This is a genomic window from Micromonospora sp. C81, assembly GCF_018070425.1.
Lineage (GTDB): Bacteria > Actinomycetota > Actinomycetes > Mycobacteriales > Micromonosporaceae > Micromonospora > Micromonospora zamorensis.
On record NZ_JAGPXS010000018.1, the window covers coordinates 99,018 to 114,708 of the forward strand.

Genomic DNA, 15,691 nt, shown 5'->3' on the forward strand with positions numbered 1-15,691 from the left:
GCTCGATCACGCCTTCACCTCTGGGCTCGCGCCCACCCCCGCGCGTGCCGCGGCGTCCTTGAACGCCATCCACGGCAGCAGTGCGCACTTGACCCGGGCGGGATAACGGGCCACACCCGCGAAGGCCACCCCGTCACCCAGCACGTCCTCGTCCGGCGTGACCTGGCCACGTCCGGACATCAACTCCACGAACGCCTCGTGCACCTCGAATGCTTCCCGGGCACCCCGACCGCGCAGCAACTCGTGCAGGACGCTCGCCGAGGCCTGGCTGATCGAGCAGCCCATGCCGTCGTACGAGATGTCGTGCAGCACAGTGCCGTCGGTGGCCACCCGGACGGTGACCTCGTCGCCGCAGGTCGGGTTGACGTGGTGCGCCTCCTCGACCCGGTCGCCCGAGTCTTCGGCGTCGCGCAGACCGCGCCCGTGTGGGCGCTTGTAGTGGTCCAGGATGATCTCCTGGTAGAGCTGGTCGAGCTGCATCAGTCGAACACCTTCCGCACCTGCTCCAGACCGGCCACCAGAGCGTCGATCTCCTCGGTGGTGGTGTAGAGGTAGAACGAGGCCCGGGTCATGGCCGGGACGCCGAACCGGCTGCACACCGGCTTGGCACAGTGGTGACCCACCCGCACCTGCACGCCGAGCGAGTCGAGCACCTGACCCACGTCGTGCGGGTGCACGTCGCCGAGCGCGAACGAGATGGTGCCGCCCCGGCCGACCGGCACGGTCGGGCCGAAGATCCGAAGGTCCCGCACCGAGCCGAAGGCGTCCAGCGCGTACGCCGTCAGCTCCTTCTCGTGCCACTGGATGGCCCGCATCCCGACGCCGGTCAGGTAGTCGACGGCAGCGCCGAGCGCGACCGCCTCGGCGATCGGCGGGGTGCCGGCCTCGAACCGGGCCGGCGGGGCGGCGAACGTCGAGCGGGCCATGGTGACCGTCTCGATCATCGAGCCGCCGCCGAAGACCGGTGGCATGGCCGCGAGCAGCTCACCCCGGCCCCAGAGCACCCCGATGCCGGTCGGGCCGCACATCTTGTGGCCGGTGAACACGATGTAGTCGGCGTCCAGGTCGACCACGTCGATGGGCAGGTGCGGCACCGACTGCGAGCAGTCCAGCAACAGCAGCGCGCCCACCTCGCGGACCCGCGCGGTGATGCGGGAGGTCGCGTTGACAGTGCCGAGGATGTTCGACACGTGCACCAGCGAGACGATCTTCGTCCGTTCGGTGACCAGGTCCTCCAGGCCCGACTCGTCCAGTCGGCCCTGGTCGGTGACGGGGAACCAGCGCAGGGTCGCGCCGGTCCGTTCGCAGAGCAACTGCCACGGGACGATGTTCGAGTGGTGCTCCATCTCGGAGATCACCACCTCGTCGCCGGGGCCCAGGCGGAACCGCGGGTCCGCGTCCGGGCGCAGCGAGGCGTTCGAGAAGGCGTACGCCACGATGTTGATCGCCTCGGTGGAGTTCTTGGTGAACACCACCTCGTCGACGCTGGGCGCGTTGATGAACGCGGCGACCTTCGCCCGCGCCCCCTCGTACGCCTCGGTGGCCTCGGTGCCCAGGGTGTGCACCGACCGCGAGACGTTGGCGTTGTGCCGCGCGTAGTGCTCGTCGAGAACGTCGAGCACCTGGCGGGGTTTGTGCGAGGTGTTGGCGCTGTCGAGGTAGACCAGCGGGTGCCCGTTGACCTCGCGATCCAGGATCGGGAAGTCGGCGCGTACCCGGGCCACGTCGAAACGCGGCACGTCGTCGTACTGCGGCATCCCCTCGGGGATCGCGATGCTGGTCATCTCGGCAGCGCCTCTCCCGCTCAGGCCTTGGCCGTGCCGGCCCCGGCGGCGTACCGCTCGTAGCCCTCGGCCTCGAGCTTGTCGGCCAGCTCCGGGCCGCCCTGCTCGACGATCCGGCCGGCGATGAACACGTGCACGAAGTCCGGCTTGATGTAGCGCAGGATCCGCGTGTAGTGGGTGATCAGCAGCACGCCGGTGTCGCCGTCGTCGCGGACCCGGTTGACGCCCTCGCTGACCACGCGCAGCGCGTCCACGTCGAGGCCCGAGTCGGTCTCGTCGAGGATGGCGATCTTCGGCTTGAGCAGCTCCAGCTGGACGATCTCGTGCCGCTTCTTCTCACCACCGGAGAAGCCCTCGTTGACGTTGCGCTGGGCGAACGCCGGGTCCATCTGGAGGCGCTCCATCGCGCCGCGCAGCTCGCCACCCCAGGTGCGCAGCTTCGGTGCCTCGCCGTCGATGGCGGTCTTCGCGGTGCGCAGGAAGTTGGCCACCGAGACGCCGGGCACCTCGACCGGGTACTGCATGGCCAGGAAGAGGCCGGCGCGGGCCCGCTCGTCGACAGTCATGGCGAGCACGTCCTCGCCGTCGAGGGTCACCGTGCCGCCGGTGATCTCGTACTTGGGGTGACCGGCGATCGAGTACGCCAGGGTGGACTTGCCGGAACCGTTCGGGCCCATGATCGCGTGGGTCTCGCCGGACTTCACGGTCAGGTCGACGCCGGCCAGGATCGGCTTGAGCTCACCCTCGGGCAGCTTGACCGACACCTTCAGGTCGCGGATCTCCAGGGTGCTCATTATCGGGTCACTCCATTACTCGGCGTCAGGCTGAGGTAGATGTCGCCGTCGCGGACTTCGACGGGGTAGACGGGGACGGGTTCGGTGGCGGGCAGCCCGGTCGGTTCACCGGTGCGCAGGTCGAAACGCGAGCCGTGCAACCAGCACTCCAGCGTGCAGCCGTCGACCTCACCCTCGGAGAGGGCGACCGCGGCGTGCGAGCACTCGTCGTACACGGCGTAGAAGTTGCCGTCCTCGCCGTGCACCAGGGCGATCGACGTGCCGTCGACGTCCGCGCTGATGGCGGTGCCCTTCGGTACGTCCTCGGTGGAACAGATCCGGATCATCAGGCGCCCGCCTTGGTCAGCCGGGCCTCGATCGCGTCGCCCAGGCGCTCGCGCAGGGACTCCACCGGGATCTTGTTGATCAGCTCGGCGAAGAAGCCGCGGACCACCAGGCGGCGGGCCTCGCTCTCCGGGATACCCCGGGCCATCAGGTAGAAGAGCTGCTCGTCGTCGAAGCGGCCGGTCGCGCTGGCGTGGCCGGCGCCGGCGATCTCGCCGGTCTCGATCTCCAGATTGGGTACGGAGTCCGCTCGAGCGCCCTCGGTGAGCAGCAGGTTCCGGTTGATCTCGTACGTGTCGGTGCCGGTCGCCTCGGCCCGGATCAGCACGTCGCCCACCCAGACGGTGTGCGCGCTCTCGCCCTGCAGGGCGCCCCGGTAGCCGACGTAGCTGCGGCAGTCCGGCACGGAGTGGTCGACCAGCTGCCGGTGCTCCAGGTGCTGACCGGAGTCGGCGAAGTAGACGCCGTACAGCTCGGCCTCGCCACCCCGACCGGTGTATTCCACGCTGGTGAACTGCCGGACCAGGTCACCACCGAGGGAGACCTGGATGTGCACGACCCGGGCGTCGCGGCCCAGCTTCACCTGGATGTGCTGCGCCTGGACCGCGTCGGAGGCCCAGTCGGCGATCGTGACCAGGGTCAGCTTCGCGCCGTCGGCGACGAACACCTCGACGTTGTCGGCCAGCGTGGCCGAGCCCTCCTGCGAGAACACGACAGTGGCCTCCGCGAACCGACCCACCTGGACCTGGGTCCGGGCGAAGGCCAGCTCCTCGGGGTACGCGCCCAGCAGCCAGACGATCACCGCGTCGGACACCACCGCGTCGGCGGCCACCTCGACCAGCGCGACCCGCGCGGCACCGCCGTGCGCCAGCGCGCTGATCCGGTCGGTCGGCACCGGCGCGGACACGACGCTGGCGTCACTCGGCTCGACGAGTCGCACCGACACCCCGGCCGGCAGGTCCGGGTGCTCGATGGTGACGCCCCGGCCGGTGGCGGCGGAGGTGTCCGCCGTGGCCAGGCCGCGGAGGCGCTTGAGCGGGGTGAAACGCCACTCCTCCTCCAGGCCGGTGAGGGCCGGGAAGTCGGCGACGTCGTACGAGCGCAGCGCCTGCGACTTGGTGCTGGGTGGCGCGGAAGCCTGGGTAGTCATTTCGTCCTTGGTCTGTCTGTTCCGTGGCGACGAGGTGGGGTCCTGGTGTGGCGGGCCGAGGTTCCCGGCCCGCCACGCGGGAGCGGCGGCGTCAGCCGACCGCGCCCTCCATCTGAAGCTCGATCAGGCGGTTGAGCTCCAGGGCGTACTCCATCGGAAGCTCCTTGGCGATCGGCTCGATGAAGCCACGCACGATCATGGCCATCGCCTCGTCCTCGCTCAGGCCCCGGCTCATCAGGTAGAAGAGCTGGTCGTCGCTGATCTTGGACACGGTCGCCTCGTGACCCATCGACACGTCGTCCTCACGGATGTCGACGTACGGGTAGGTGTCCGAGCGGGAGATGGTGTCGACCAGCAGCGCGTCGCACTTGACCGTGCTCCGGCTGTGGTGCGAACCCTCCAGCACCTGCACCAGACCCCGGTACGAGGTGCGGCCGCCGCCCCGGGCGATCGACTTGGAGATGATGGTCGAGGAGGTGTGCGGCGCGGCGTGCACCATCTTGGCGCCGGCGTCCTGGTGCTGACCCTCACCGGCCATCGCCACCGAGAGCACCTCGCCCTTGGCGTGCTCGCCGGTCATGTAGACCGCCGGGTACTTCATCGTCACCTTGGAGCCGATGTTGCCGTCGACCCACTCCATGGTCGCGCCCTCGTGGCAGACGGCGCGCTTGGTGACCAGGTTGTAGACGTTGTTCGACCAGTTCTGGATGGTCGTGTAACGGCAGCGCGCGTTCTTCTTGACGATGATCTCCACGACCGCGCTGTGCAGCGAGTCGGAGGAGTAGAGCGGCGCGGTGCAGCCCTCGACGTAGTGCACGTACGCACCCTCGTCGACGATGATCAGCGTCCGCTCGAACTGGCCCATGTTCTCCGTGTTGATCCGGAAGTAGGCCTGCAGCGGGATCTCCACCTGCACACCCTTCGGCACGTAGATGAACGAGCCACCGGACCACACGGAGGTGTTCAGGGCGGCGAACTTGTTGTCGCCGACCGGGATCACCGTGCCGAAGTACTCCTTGAAGACGTCCTCGTGCTCGCGCAGCGCCGTGTCCGTGTCCAGGAAGAGAACTCCCTGCTCCTCAAGGTCCTCACGGATCTTGTGGTAGACGACCTCGGACTCGTACTGCGCCGCGACACCCGCGACCAGCCGCTGCTTCTCCGCCTCCGGGATGCCCAGCCGGTCGTACGTGTTCTTGATGTCCTCCGGCAGGTCCTCCCAGCTGGTGGCCTGCTTCTCGGTGGACCGCACGAAGTACTTGATGTTGTCGAAGTCGATCCCGCTGAGGTCCGCGCCCCAGGCCGGCATCGGCTTGCGGCCGAACAGCCGCAGGCCCTTCAGCCGCAGGTCGAGCATCCACGCCGGCTCGCTCTTCTTGGCCGAGATGTCCCGCACCACCGCCTCGTTGATGCCGCGCTGGGCAACCGCCCCGGCGGCGTCCGGGTCGGACCAGCCGTACTCGTACCGACCCAGGGCCGCGAGCTGCTCTTCCTGGGTCAGGGGCTGGACGATCTGCTCGGTCATCTATCTGTCCTCACAGTGGTGACGGGATTACCGGATTGAACACGGCCCGGCTGGGTCGGAATGTGCGTGGTGCACACCCCGTCGCCGTGCGCGATGGTGGCCAGGCGCTGCACGTGGGTGCCGACCAGACGGGAAATCACCGCGGTCTCGGCCTCGCACAGCTGGGGAAACTCGGCGGCCACGTGCGCCACCGGGCAGTGGTGCTGGCAGAGCTGACCGCCGGAGGCGATCGTGGTCGCATTGGCAGCGTAACCCTCGGCGGTGAGCGCCGAGGCGAGTGCCTCGGCACGCGCGAGAGGGTCCTCGCCGGCGTCTTCCATGGCCGCTCGACAGCGGGATTCCAGGGCCGACACCTGCTCGGTGGCGAACGCCTCGACCGCGTCCGAACCGCCGCTGCGGGCGATCCAGCGCAACGCGGCGGTGGCCATGTTGTCGTAGTGGTGTGTGCCACAGCGCACCCGGGCGGCCTCGGTCAGCATGAACACCTTGGCCGGACGCCCTCGCCCGCGGCTGCCCTGCACGGTCTGCTCGCGGGCGTAGACGTCACCGTCGGCGAGCATCGCGTCCAGGTGGCGCCGGATCGCCGCCGGGCTGAGCCCCAGGGCCGCGCCAAGCTGAGCGGCGGTGGTCGCACCCCGCTCCAGCAGCAACTGGGTGACCCGGTCCCGGGTGGAGATCTCGGTCGCCGTGCCGGCGCCGAGGGCGGTCGAGGTGGTCGTGACGAGCGCGGACGCCGACGCGCCGACGGCCGGAACAGCCGCCGACTGGTGCCCGGAGAGCGCCGCCGCGTTTTTCACAACGCCAACGTTACGTAATTACCCGGAGGGTCGCAAACCCGGGCCCCGGTGATCCGAACCACCGAGCCGACGGAGTCGGACGAACCTCGATCACTACAGTGCGTAGGATTTGCGGCGTGAACCGAATCGTCCGTCCGGTCTCCGGCATCCTGCTGCGCCGCCTCGCGCTCGCCTCGATCATCGCGAACGTGGGCATCGTCGTCACCGGCGGGGCCGTCCGGTTGACCGCCTCGGGCCTCGGTTGCCCCACCTGGCCCCGGTGCACCGACGATTCCTACGTCACCACGCCCGAGATGGGCGTGTACGGGGTGATCGAGTTCGGCAACCGGATGCTGACCTTCGCGGTGGGCCTCATCGCGCTGGCCACCGTGCTGGCCGTACTCCTGCACCGACCCCGCCGACCCGGGCTCCTCGCCCTGGCCGTGGCGGTCTTCCTGGGCATCCCCGCCCAGGCGGTGATCGGTGGCATCACCGTGCTGACCAACCTCAACCCGTGGGTGGTCGGGCTGCACTTCCTCGCCTCGATGGCGGTGATCGCCGCCGCGTACGCCCTCTGGCGGCGCATCGGCGACCCCGACGGCCCGCCCGTGGCCGTGGTGCCCGCACCGCTGCGCGCGCTGGCCCGGGTCACCACCGGCGTCACCGTCGCCGTGCTGGTCGTCGGCACCTGGGTCACCGGCAGCGGCCCGCACGCCGGCGACCACGGCGCCGCCCGCAACGGGCTCGACCCGGAGACGATCTCGCAGGTGCACGCGGACGGCGTCTTCCTGCTGATCGGGCTGTCGGTGGCGCTGATCTTCGCGTTCCGCGCCGTCGGCGCCCAGCGGGCCACCCGCGCCGCGATCGTGCTGGTCGCCGTGGAGCTGGGCCAGGGCCTGATCGGCTTCGTGCAGTACTTCACCCACGTGCCGGCGATCCTGGTCGGCGCACACATGCTCGGCTCGTGCCTGGTGCTGCTGGCCGCGCTGTCGGTGCAGTGGTCGACCCGCGAACGCCGCCCGGTCACCCCGGCAGCAGATGTCGCAGCGACCCACGCCGAGGAATCCGTCCCGGTCACCGCCTGACCCCAGGGCGCGGCCCCGCGTCCCGCGCCGCCGGTCCGAGCCCTCCCGCGTCGGGCGTCCGGTTCTGCGCTTCCGCAAGGAGCGGCCGGACGACGCCTGCTGCCTGCCGCCCGGCACCCCGCGCCTCGCGCACCCAGGCCAAGATCCGCGCAACTTCGGGGAAAGTGCTGTGTCCCGGGGCCCTGAGGCACCAACTTCACCGAAGTTGCGCGGATCTTGGCGGCGCGCGGTGGCGCGGCGCGCGGTGCGCGGTGGCGCGGCGCGCGGTGCGGGGTGGCACGGCGGGCGTCGCGCCGGGGGCGGTCAGGCGCGGCGGGCCAGGTGGGTGGCGATCGCGGCGGCGAGGCGGGCGGGGGCCCCGTCGGCGTACCCGATGAAGAGCGACGGCTCGGTCAGCTCCAGCTCGACCAGGACCGGCTCGCCGTCGGGGCCGGGGATCAGGTCGACCCGGGCGTAGAGCAGCTGCCGCGTGCCGCCGGGCACCGTGGCGAGGGTCTTCTCGGCCACCGCGAGCTGTTCGGGTCGGGCGGTACGGGAGGTGATCTCCTCGGCCTTGTAGAGCCCGTCCGGGCCGAGGTCCGGGCCGGTCAGCATCGGCCCCTTGCGGATCGCGTGGCTGAACGTGAGCCCGTCCGGCCCTGCCAGGAAGAGCAGTGCCGTCTCGCCCTCGGTGTCGACGGCGCGCAGGTACGGCTGGACCATGGTCACCCGGCCGGCGTCGGAGAGCCGGCGGACATGTGCGGCGGCCAGGTCCCGGTGCTCCGGGTCGGCCAGGTCGTAGCGGCCGGTGTCCTGGCTGCCGGCGCTGACCGAGGGCTTGAGTACGTACTCGCCGGTCTCGGCGGGCGGTTGCCAGCTCTCCCCCGGCTCGACCCAGGACGTCGGAACGGTCGGCACCCCGGCGGCGGTCAGCTCGGCCAGGTAACGCTTGTCGGTGTTCCAGCGGACCACGTCGGCCGGGTTGACCAGCGTTGGGACGGTCGCCGCCCAGGCGACGAACTCGTCGCGGCGCAGCGCGTAGTCCCAGGGTGAGCGGAGCACGACCAGGTCGTACGAGGACCAGTCGACATCGGGGCCGTCCCATACCGCGGTGTCGACGGCGATGCCATGGGCGCTGAGCGGGGCGAGGACCAGCCGGTCGTCCGGGTCGAGGTCGGCGAGGTCGGCGCAGGTGACGAGAGCGACCCGGGGTTCCCCCCGGGTCGACTGGTGATCGGTGGTCAATTCAGGTGTCTATTCAGCGGGCCATCGTGCGCCGGGCCATCGACCGCCACAGGTCGTTGCTCGGACGCATCTGGTCCATCAGTTCACGCTCCCAGGCGTTCTCGACGGTGACTCCCGCCTTGGCGCACGCCTCCCGGGCGGTGACGGTGTCGTCGGCGAACTGGTCGCCCCACTCACCGTCGGATCCGACCAGGACGATTCGCGCGCCACGCTTGCCGACGTACTCGATGACCGCCTTCGCGCCGCCGTGCCCGGCGGCGAACGCCTTGAGGCCCGCAACCAGGCCCTGGGGCGTCTGCTCGCCGGCGGTCTGCTCGGCCGTCAGCGTCGTATCGGAACCATCTGCCATGACGCGAAGCCTAAGCAGACTCGCACCCTCTCGGGCGAGAACCATGAACCTTTTGTGATGCCAATTACCTACAGGTTTAAGGCTGACCACAGGCAAGCTGTCCGGTTATATACCGACTTTTCATCGCAAAACTTCGCGGCAAACCCCTGCGCATCCGCCACAGGTTGAGCCCATCCGGCTCATGCCGAAAGTTACCCTGATGTGACGTTAAACCGGACAACTCATCCATGGGCATGATTAGTCGGACGACGAACGCCACCCACTCGATACGGCGGGGCGGAACCGCGAGGCGGGCCTCAGACGCGAGGCGGGCGTCAGACGCGACCCGGGCGTCAGATCAGCGCGTCGAGCGCGACGGCCACGAACACGATCGTCAGGTACGTGGTCGACCAGTGGAACAGCCGCATCGGCTTGACCGCCTCGCCCCGCGTCGCGCGCCGGCAGAGTCGGTGTGCCTCGACGATGAAGATGGCGCCCACCACCAGGGTCGGCACGCCGTAGATCGCGCTGAGCCCCAGCGGCCAGACAGCCAGGGAGGTGAGCACGGTGAGCCACGCGAAGATCAGGATCTCGGCGTTCACCCGTCGGGTCGACGCCACCACCGGCAGCATCGGAATGCCGGCCCGCGCGTAGTCGTCCTTGTACTTCATGGCGAGCGGGTAGAAGTGCGGCATCTGCCAGAAGAAGACCACAGCGAAGAGCCCCCAGGCCGCCGGGGCCAGCCCGCCGGTGACCGCTGCCCATCCGATGAGCACCGGAGCGGCCCCGCAAGCGCCTCCCCAGAACGTGTTCGTCGGGGTGGAGCGCTTGAGCCACAGCGTGTAGACGACGTCGTAGTAGACGATCGCGGCAAGGGTCAGCCCGGCGGCCAGCAGGTTGGTGAACGCCGCCATCAGGACGATCGAGATCGCCGCCAGCACCAGACCGAAGACCAGCGCGCTGCGTGGCGACACGGTGTGCGCCGGCAGTGGCCGACGCTTGGTACGCCGCATCAACTGGTCGATGTCCCGGTCGATGTAGCAGTTGAGCACGCTGGCCGCGCCGGCGGCGAGCGAGCCACCGATCAGCACGATGGCCATCAACCACAGCGACGGGAGCCCGCCCTCGGCGAGCATCATCGCCGGGATGGTGGTGACCAACAGCAGCTCGACGATCCGCGGCTTGGTGAGCGCCACGTACGCCGAGAGGACCGCGCGTACGTCCCGCCGGGCCACCGGGCCCTCGGCCGCCCGCGCCGGGTGCTGCCCGGCCGGGTTGCTCGCGGGGCGCTCGGTGATCATGCTCACGGATTGCCACCTTCCGGCATCGGGCACGGGGAGATCGGATTGGTCGGGACCGCCCGGGTCCGCATACCGACCCACACACTACGCGTTGTCGTTTTGGCTGCCCGGCCGACCCGACAACGGTGCGGACGGTCACACCACCGGGTTGACCGGCGCGACGGGTTCGTCACGTAGCGCACACCATGCGGAGATCCCCGGGCGCGCGTTTAGGGACGCTCGATAGGGTCATCAGTGAGGGTTCCGCCCATCTGCCGAGGAGCACAACCATCGTGGCTGCCAAACGACCCGAGCACTCCGCACTGAACTGGTCCGACCTCGATCGCCGGGCCGTCGATACCGTCCGCGTGCTGGCCATGGATGCCGTGGAGAAATCCGGCAACGGCCACCCGGGCACCGCGATGAGCCTTGCGCCCGCGGCGTACCTCCTCTTCAACCGGGTCATGCGGCACAACCCGGCCGACCCGAACTGGCCGGGCCGTGACCGGTTCGTCCTCTCCGCCGGGCACTCCAGCCTGACCCTCTACATCCAGCTGTTCCTGTCCGGCTACCCGCTGAGCCTGGCCGACCTGCAGTCGCTGCGGCAGTGGGGCTCACTCACGCCGGGTCACCCCGAGCACGGGCACACCCCGGGCGTCGAGACCACCACCGGCCCCCTCGGGCAGGGTCTGGGCAACGCGGTCGGCATGGCCATGGCGGCCCGCCGCGAGCGCGGCCTGTTCGACCCCGAGGCCGAGCCGGGCGCGTCGGTCTTCGACCACAACATCTGGTGCATCGTCTCCGACGGCGACATCGAGGAGGGCATCAGCCACGAGGCCAGTGCCCTCGCCGGGCACCAGCAGCTGGGCAACCTCACGGTGATCTACGACGACAACGAGATCTCGATCGAGGACGACACCCGCATCGCCAAGAGCGAGGACGTGGCAGCCCGCTACGAGGCGTACGGCTGGCACGTGCAGACCGTCGACTGGCGTAGCGGCGACGCCGACCAGGGCGACTACCACGAGGACGCCGAGGCCCTGCACGCCGCGCTGCTGGCCGCCAAGGCGGAGACCGGCCGTCCCTCCTTCATCGCCCTGCGCACCATCATCGGCTGGCCCGCTCCCAACAAGCAGAACACCGGCAAGATCCACGGCTCGGCGCTCGGCGCCGACGAGGTGAAGGCCACCAAGCGGATCCTCGGCTTCGACCCGGAGCAGACCTTCCAGGTCGACGAGGAGGTGCTCGCCCACGCCCGCACGGTGATGGGTCGCGGCTCCGACGCCGAGCAGGCATGGACCGGCGAGTTCGACGCCTGGAAGAAGGCCAACCCGGAGCGCACCGCGCTCTACGAGCGGATGGCCGGGCGGGTGCTCCCCGACGGCTGGGCCGACGCGCTGCCGGTCTTCCCCGCCGACGCCAAGGGCGTGGCCACCCGTGCCGCGTCCGGCAAGGTGCTGGAGGCGCTCGCGCCGGTGCTGCCGGAGCTGTGGGGTGGCTCGGCCGACCTGGCGGAGAGCAACAACACCACCATGAAGGGCGAGCCGTCGTTCATCCCGGCCTCGCACGCCACCAAGGACTTCCCCGGCCACGAGTACGGCCGCACGCTGCACTTCGGCATCCGTGAGCACGCCATGGGAGCGATCCTCAACGGCATCGCCCTGCACGGCGGCACCCGCCCGTACGGCGGCACGTTCCTGGTGTTCAGCGACTACATGCGCCCGTCGGTGCGGCTGGCCGCGCTGATGAAGCTGCCGGTGACCTACGTCTGGACGCACGACTCGATCGGCCTGGGCGAGGACGGCCCGACCCACCAGCCGGTGGAGCACCTGACCGCGCTGCGCGCCATCCCCGGTCTGGACGTGGTCCGCCCGGCGGACGCCAACGAGACGGCCTGGGCCTGGCGGATGGCGCTGGAGCACACCGACCGGCCGACCGCCATGGCGCTGAGCCGCCAGCCGCTGCCAACCCTGGACCGGGACGTCCTGGGCAGCGCGGAGGGGGTCGCCAAGGGCGGCTACGTGCTGGCCGAGGCGTCCAACGGCAAGCCTCAGGTGATCATCGTCGGCACCGGTTCCGAGGTGCAGCTCTGCCTGACCGCGCGGGAGCGCCTGGAGGCCGACGGCACCCCCACCCGGGTGGTTTCGATGCCCTGCCAGGAGTGGTTCTACGAGCAGGATGAGGCGTACCGGGAGTCGGTGCTCCCACGCGGGGTAAAGGCACGGGTGAGCGTGGAAGCGGGCATCGCGATGTCCTGGCGCGGCGTCGTCGGCGACCTCGGCGAAAGCGTCAGCCTGGAGCACTACGGAGCGAGCGCCCCGCACACCGTGCTCTTCGAGCAGTTCGGCTTCACCGGCGACCGGATCGTGGCGGCGGCGCACGCCTCGCTGGCCCGGGTGGGCGACATCACCGGTTTCACGACCGGCAACTGAGGGAGCGTGGACGGCATGACGGACAAGCTGAATGAGCTCACCGCCGCAGGCGTGGCGGTGTGGCTCGACGATCTTTCCCGGGTACGACTGAGCTCCGGCGGGCTGGACCAGCTCCGCCGTGAGAAGCACGTGGCCGGTGTCACCACCAACCCGACGATCTTCGCAAAGGCGCTGAGCGACGCCGACGAGTACAACTGGCAGCTGCGCGACCTCGCCACCCGTGGCATTGAGGTCGAGGAGTCGGTGCGGATGCTCACGACGTACGACGTGCGGTGGGCCTGCGACGTGATGCGCCCGTCCTACGACGGCAGTGCGGGTGTCGACGGCCGGGTCTCCATCGAGGTGGACCCCCGGGTGGCGCACGACAGCGACCGGACGGTTGCCGAGGCCAAGGCCCTGTGGTGGCTGGTCGACCGTCCCAACCTCTTCATCAAGATCCCGGCCACCGAGGAGGGCCTGTCGGCGATCACCGACACGCTGGCCGAGGGGATCAGCGTCAACGTGACGCTGATCTTCGGCCTGGACCGCTACTCGGCGGTGATGGAGGCGTTCCTCGCCGGCCTGGAGAAGGCCAAGGCCAACGGCCACGACCTGTCCACCATCGGCTCGGTCGCGTCGTTCTTCGTCTCCCGGGTGGATGCCGAGGTGGACAAGAGGCTGGAGAAGATCGGCTCCGAGCAGGCCAAGTCGCTCCGGGGCAAGGCCGCCGTCGCGAACGCCCAGCTGGCGTACGAGCGCTACACCGAGGTGTTCTCCTCCGACCGCTGGAAGGCGCTCGCCGACGCGGGGGCGCACCCGCAGCGGCCGCTGTGGGCGTCCACCTCGACGAAGAACCCGGACTACCGCGACGTCATCTACGTCGAGGAGCTGATCGCCCCCGGCACTGTCAACACCATGCCGGAGTCGGTCATCCACGCGTACGCCGATCACGGCGAGACCCGCGGCGACACCATCACCGGCGCCTACGACGCGGCCCGCAAGGTCTTCGCGGACCTGGAGTCGGTTGGGGTGGACATGGCCGACGTGATCGCCACCCTGGAGCGCGAGGGCGTGGAGAAGTTCGAGGCCAGCTGGCAGGAGCTGCTCGACGGCGTCCGCAAGTCGCTGGAGGCGGCGGCGAAGGGTAAGGGTTCTCCGAACAAGGCCGCCAAGGGCAACGCCAAGGGCGCCGAAAAGGCCGGTGGCGCATGAGCGAGAGCATCGAGCGAATCAGCAAGCTCAGTGCGGTGGTGCCTCATGACGGCACGCAGCGAAGCGGAGTGACGGCATGAGCGAGAGAATCCGTGCCACCGTCGAGCGCAGTGAGGTGGCGGCATGAGTGACCTGTTGGCAGGGAAGGTGGAGGCCGCCGCCGGGCTGGCCGTGTACGGCGCGGACGCGGTCGACAAGTCCGCTCCCGCCTCGACCCGGGACGCGCTGGTCAAGGCCGGCGTCCCGGGCAAGCTGGCCGGCAAGGACGCGAGCCTGTGGGGTCCGGACGCCGAGGCCGAGGCGAAGGTCCGGCTCGGCTGGGTGGACACCCACCAGCGCAGCCGGGAGCTGCTGGCGCAGCTGGCCGAGCTGACCGCGGAGCTGGCCGACCTGGACCACGTGGTGCTCGCCGGGATGGGTGGCTCGTCACTGGCCCCCGAGGTGATCACGCGGACCCTGGGCCGCCCGCTGACCGTGCTGGACACCACCGACCCGGGCCAGGTCCGAGCGGCGCTCGGTGACCGGCTGGAGCGCACCGTCGTCGTGGTGGCGAGCAAGTCCGGTTCGACGGTGGAGACCGACAGCCACCGGCGCGCCTACTGGCAGGCGTTCCTGGACGCCGGGATGACGGAGGCGGAGGCCGGCCGGCACTTCGTCATCGTCACCGACCCGGGCTCGCCGCTGGAGACCACCGCGACCGAGATGGGCGCGTTCACAGTGCTCGCCGACCCGAACGTGGGCGGCCGGTACTCGGCGCTGACCGCGTTCGGCCTGGTGCCCTCGGCGCTGGCCGGGGTCGAGGTCGCGGAACTGCTCGACCAGGCCGACGCGCTGGCCGCGTCGCTCGGCGCGGACCGGGACAACCCGGCGCTCGCCCTGGGTGCCGCCCTGGGCGCGGCGGCGACGCTGGCCCGGGACAAGATCGCGCTGGTCTCCGACGGCACCGGCATCGACGGGCTCGGCGACTGGGCCGAGCAGCTGATCGCCGAGTCGACCGGCAAGGCCGGGGTGGGCATCCTGCCGGTGGTCGTGGAGTCTCCGCAGAGCCCCGGCGCCAGCGGTGCGGACGTGCTGACCGTCAGCTACGGCGGCGCGCTGGCACCTGGTGAGATGCCGGGCGGCGGCGCAGCCCCGGACGTGGCCGTCAACGGCCCGCTGGGCGCGCAGTTCCTGGCCTGGGAGTACGCGACCGCGGTGGCCGGTGTGGTGCTCGGCATCGACCCGTTCAACCAGCCGAACGTCACCGAGTCCAAGGAGAACACCAACAAGATCCTGGCCTCGGGCCTGCCGGCGGAGACGCCGTCGTTCACCGAGGGCGCGATCGAGGTGTACGCCCCGCAGGGCGCTCCCGGCGACCTGGCCGGGGTGCTGCGCTGGCTGCTCGACGGGCTGGGCGACGACGGTTACCTCGCGGTGATGGCGTACCTCGACCGGTTCGCCGACGCCGACATGGCCAAGCTGCGGCCGCTGCTGGCCCAGGCGGGCGGCCGGCCGGTCACCTTCGGTTGGGGACCGCGATTCCTGCACTCGACGGGTCAGTACCACAAGGGCGGCCCGCAGGTGGGCAGCTACCTCCAGGTGACCGGCGCGGTCGCGGAGGACCTGGCGGTGCCGGGCAAGCCGTACACCTTCGGTGAGTTGCAGGCGGCGCAGGCTGCCGGGGACCGGCAGGCGCTCGCCGGCCGGGAGCGCCCGGTGCTGCGGCTGCATCTGACCGACCGTGCCGCCGGTGTCGCCCAACTGCTCGACGCGGCCGGTGATCTGCGGGCGTGAGGATGGACGACGTGACTGAGGCGGAAGC

14 protein-coding genes are annotated in these 15,691 nt (G+C 70.4%); 4 read left to right on the forward strand and 10 right to left on the reverse strand.

Annotated features, from left to right (window positions below):
- Positions 1 to 6 precede the first annotated feature (6 nt).
- The 7 genes from sufU to KBX46_RS25640 all read right to left on the reverse strand — a co-directional run bounded on the left by sufU (position 7) and on the right by KBX46_RS25640 (position 6,251).
- Positions 7 to 480: a Fe-S cluster assembly sulfur transfer protein SufU gene (gene sufU / locus KBX46_RS25610; RefSeq protein WP_088949233.1), complete on the reverse strand. Its 474-nt coding sequence runs from the start codon at positions 478 to 480 to the stop codon at positions 7 to 9.
- Positions 480 to 1,784 (reverse strand): cysteine desulfurase, encoded by a 1,305-nt coding sequence (locus KBX46_RS25615; protein ID WP_210794360.1) that lies wholly within the window; start codon positions 1,782 to 1,784, stop codon positions 480 to 482. The genes sufU and KBX46_RS25615 overlap by 1 nt, the downstream gene beginning before the upstream one ends.
- A gap of 20 nt (positions 1,785 to 1,804) precedes the next feature.
- Positions 1,805 to 2,578, reverse strand: coding sequence for a Fe-S cluster assembly ATPase SufC (gene sufC / locus KBX46_RS25620; RefSeq protein ID WP_210794361.1), 774 nt, complete (start codon positions 2,576 to 2,578; stop codon positions 1,805 to 1,807).
- Positions 2,578 to 2,904, reverse strand: a complete 327-nt coding sequence (locus KBX46_RS25625) for a non-heme iron oxygenase ferredoxin subunit (protein ID WP_099855780.1) — start codon at positions 2,902 to 2,904, stop codon at positions 2,578 to 2,580. Before KBX46_RS25625 ends, sufC begins: the two co-directional genes overlap by 1 nt.
- Positions 2,904 to 4,052 (reverse strand): Fe-S cluster assembly protein SufD, encoded by a 1,149-nt coding sequence (sufD, locus tag KBX46_RS25630; protein ID WP_210794362.1) that lies wholly within the window; start codon positions 4,050 to 4,052, stop codon positions 2,904 to 2,906. The genes KBX46_RS25625 and sufD overlap by 1 nt, the downstream gene beginning before the upstream one ends.
- A 91-nt stretch (positions 4,053 to 4,143) precedes the next feature.
- On the reverse strand, positions 4,144 to 5,574 hold the full coding sequence (gene sufB, locus KBX46_RS25635) for a Fe-S cluster assembly protein SufB (protein ID WP_088949238.1): 1,431 nt from the start codon (positions 5,572 to 5,574) through the stop codon (positions 4,144 to 4,146).
- Complete coding sequence (locus KBX46_RS25640) at positions 5,571 to 6,251, reverse strand: helix-turn-helix transcriptional regulator (RefSeq protein WP_374223681.1); 681 nt, start codon at positions 6,249 to 6,251, stop codon at positions 5,571 to 5,573. The genes sufB and KBX46_RS25640 overlap by 4 nt, the downstream gene beginning before the upstream one ends.
- 218 nt (positions 6,252 to 6,469) lie before the next feature.
- On the opposite strand from KBX46_RS25640, the gene KBX46_RS25645 reads away from it, so the two are divergent.
- Positions 6,470 to 7,435, forward strand: coding sequence for a heme A synthase (locus KBX46_RS25645; RefSeq protein ID WP_374223679.1), 966 nt, complete (start codon positions 6,470 to 6,472; stop codon positions 7,433 to 7,435).
- Between the two features lie 303 nt (positions 7,436 to 7,738).
- Here KBX46_RS25645 and KBX46_RS25650 read toward each other — a convergent pair whose 3' ends face one another.
- From KBX46_RS25650 to KBX46_RS25660, 3 genes are all read right to left on the reverse strand, one after another.
- Positions 7,739 to 8,659 (reverse strand): RimK family alpha-L-glutamate ligase, encoded by a 921-nt coding sequence (locus KBX46_RS25650; RefSeq protein ID WP_210794364.1) that lies wholly within the window; start codon positions 8,657 to 8,659, stop codon positions 7,739 to 7,741.
- Between the two features lie 13 nt (positions 8,660 to 8,672).
- Positions 8,673 to 9,008, reverse strand: coding sequence for a hypothetical protein (locus KBX46_RS25655; RefSeq protein ID WP_088949242.1), 336 nt, complete (start codon positions 9,006 to 9,008; stop codon positions 8,673 to 8,675).
- 332 nt (positions 9,009 to 9,340) lie between these two features.
- A complete protein-coding gene (locus KBX46_RS25660) occupies positions 9,341 to 10,294 on the reverse strand; it encodes a heme o synthase (RefSeq protein ID WP_088949243.1) in 954 nt (317 codons plus the stop codon).
- A 266-nt stretch (positions 10,295 to 10,560) separates the two neighbouring features.
- Here KBX46_RS25660 and tkt point away from each other — a divergent pair, with 266 nt between their 5' ends.
- From tkt to KBX46_RS25675, 3 genes are all read left to right on the forward strand, one after another.
- Entirely contained in the window at positions 10,561 to 12,699 is a 2,139-nt protein-coding gene (gene tkt, locus KBX46_RS25665) for a transketolase (protein WP_210794365.1), read from the forward strand.
- A 15-nt stretch (positions 12,700 to 12,714) separates the two neighbouring features.
- Positions 12,715 to 13,890, forward strand: a complete 1,176-nt coding sequence (gene tal, locus KBX46_RS25670; RefSeq protein ID WP_088949245.1) for a transaldolase — start codon at positions 12,715 to 12,717, stop codon at positions 13,888 to 13,890.
- Positions 13,891 to 14,013: 123 nt separating this feature from the next.
- On the forward strand, positions 14,014 to 15,663 hold the full coding sequence (locus KBX46_RS25675) for a glucose-6-phosphate isomerase (protein ID WP_210794366.1): 1,650 nt from the start codon (positions 14,014 to 14,016) through the stop codon (positions 15,661 to 15,663).
- The last annotated feature ends 28 nt before the right edge of the window (positions 15,664 to 15,691 follow it).

Excerpts from the sequence above, each read along its gene's own strand:
- sufU (WP_088949233.1), bottom strand. The coding sequence starts at position 480 with ATGCAGCTCGACCAGCTCTACCAGGAGATCATCCTGGACCACTACAAG.
- KBX46_RS25615 (WP_210794360.1), bottom strand. The coding sequence starts at position 1,784 with ATGACCAGCATCGCGATCCCCGAGGGGATGCCGCAGTACGACGACGTG.
- sufC (WP_210794361.1), bottom strand. The coding sequence starts at position 2,578 with ATGAGCACCCTGGAGATCCGCGACCTGAAGGTGTCGGTCAAGCTGCCC.
- KBX46_RS25625 (WP_099855780.1), bottom strand. The coding sequence starts at position 2,904 with ATGATCCGGATCTGTTCCACCGAGGACGTACCGAAGGGCACCGCCATC.
- sufD (WP_210794362.1), bottom strand. The coding sequence starts at position 4,052 with ATGACTACCCAGGCTTCCGCGCCACCCAGCACCAAGTCGCAGGCGCTG.
- sufB (WP_088949238.1), bottom strand. The coding sequence starts at position 5,574 with ATGACCGAGCAGATCGTCCAGCCCCTGACCCAGGAAGAGCAGCTCGCG.
- KBX46_RS25655 (WP_088949242.1), bottom strand. The coding sequence starts at position 9,008 with ATGGCAGATGGTTCCGATACGACGCTGACGGCCGAGCAGACCGCCGGC.
- tal (WP_088949245.1), top strand. The coding sequence starts at position 12,715 with ATGACGGACAAGCTGAATGAGCTCACCGCCGCAGGCGTGGCGGTGTGG.
- KBX46_RS25675 (WP_210794366.1), top strand. The coding sequence starts at position 14,014 with ATGAGTGACCTGTTGGCAGGGAAGGTGGAGGCCGCCGCCGGGCTGGCC.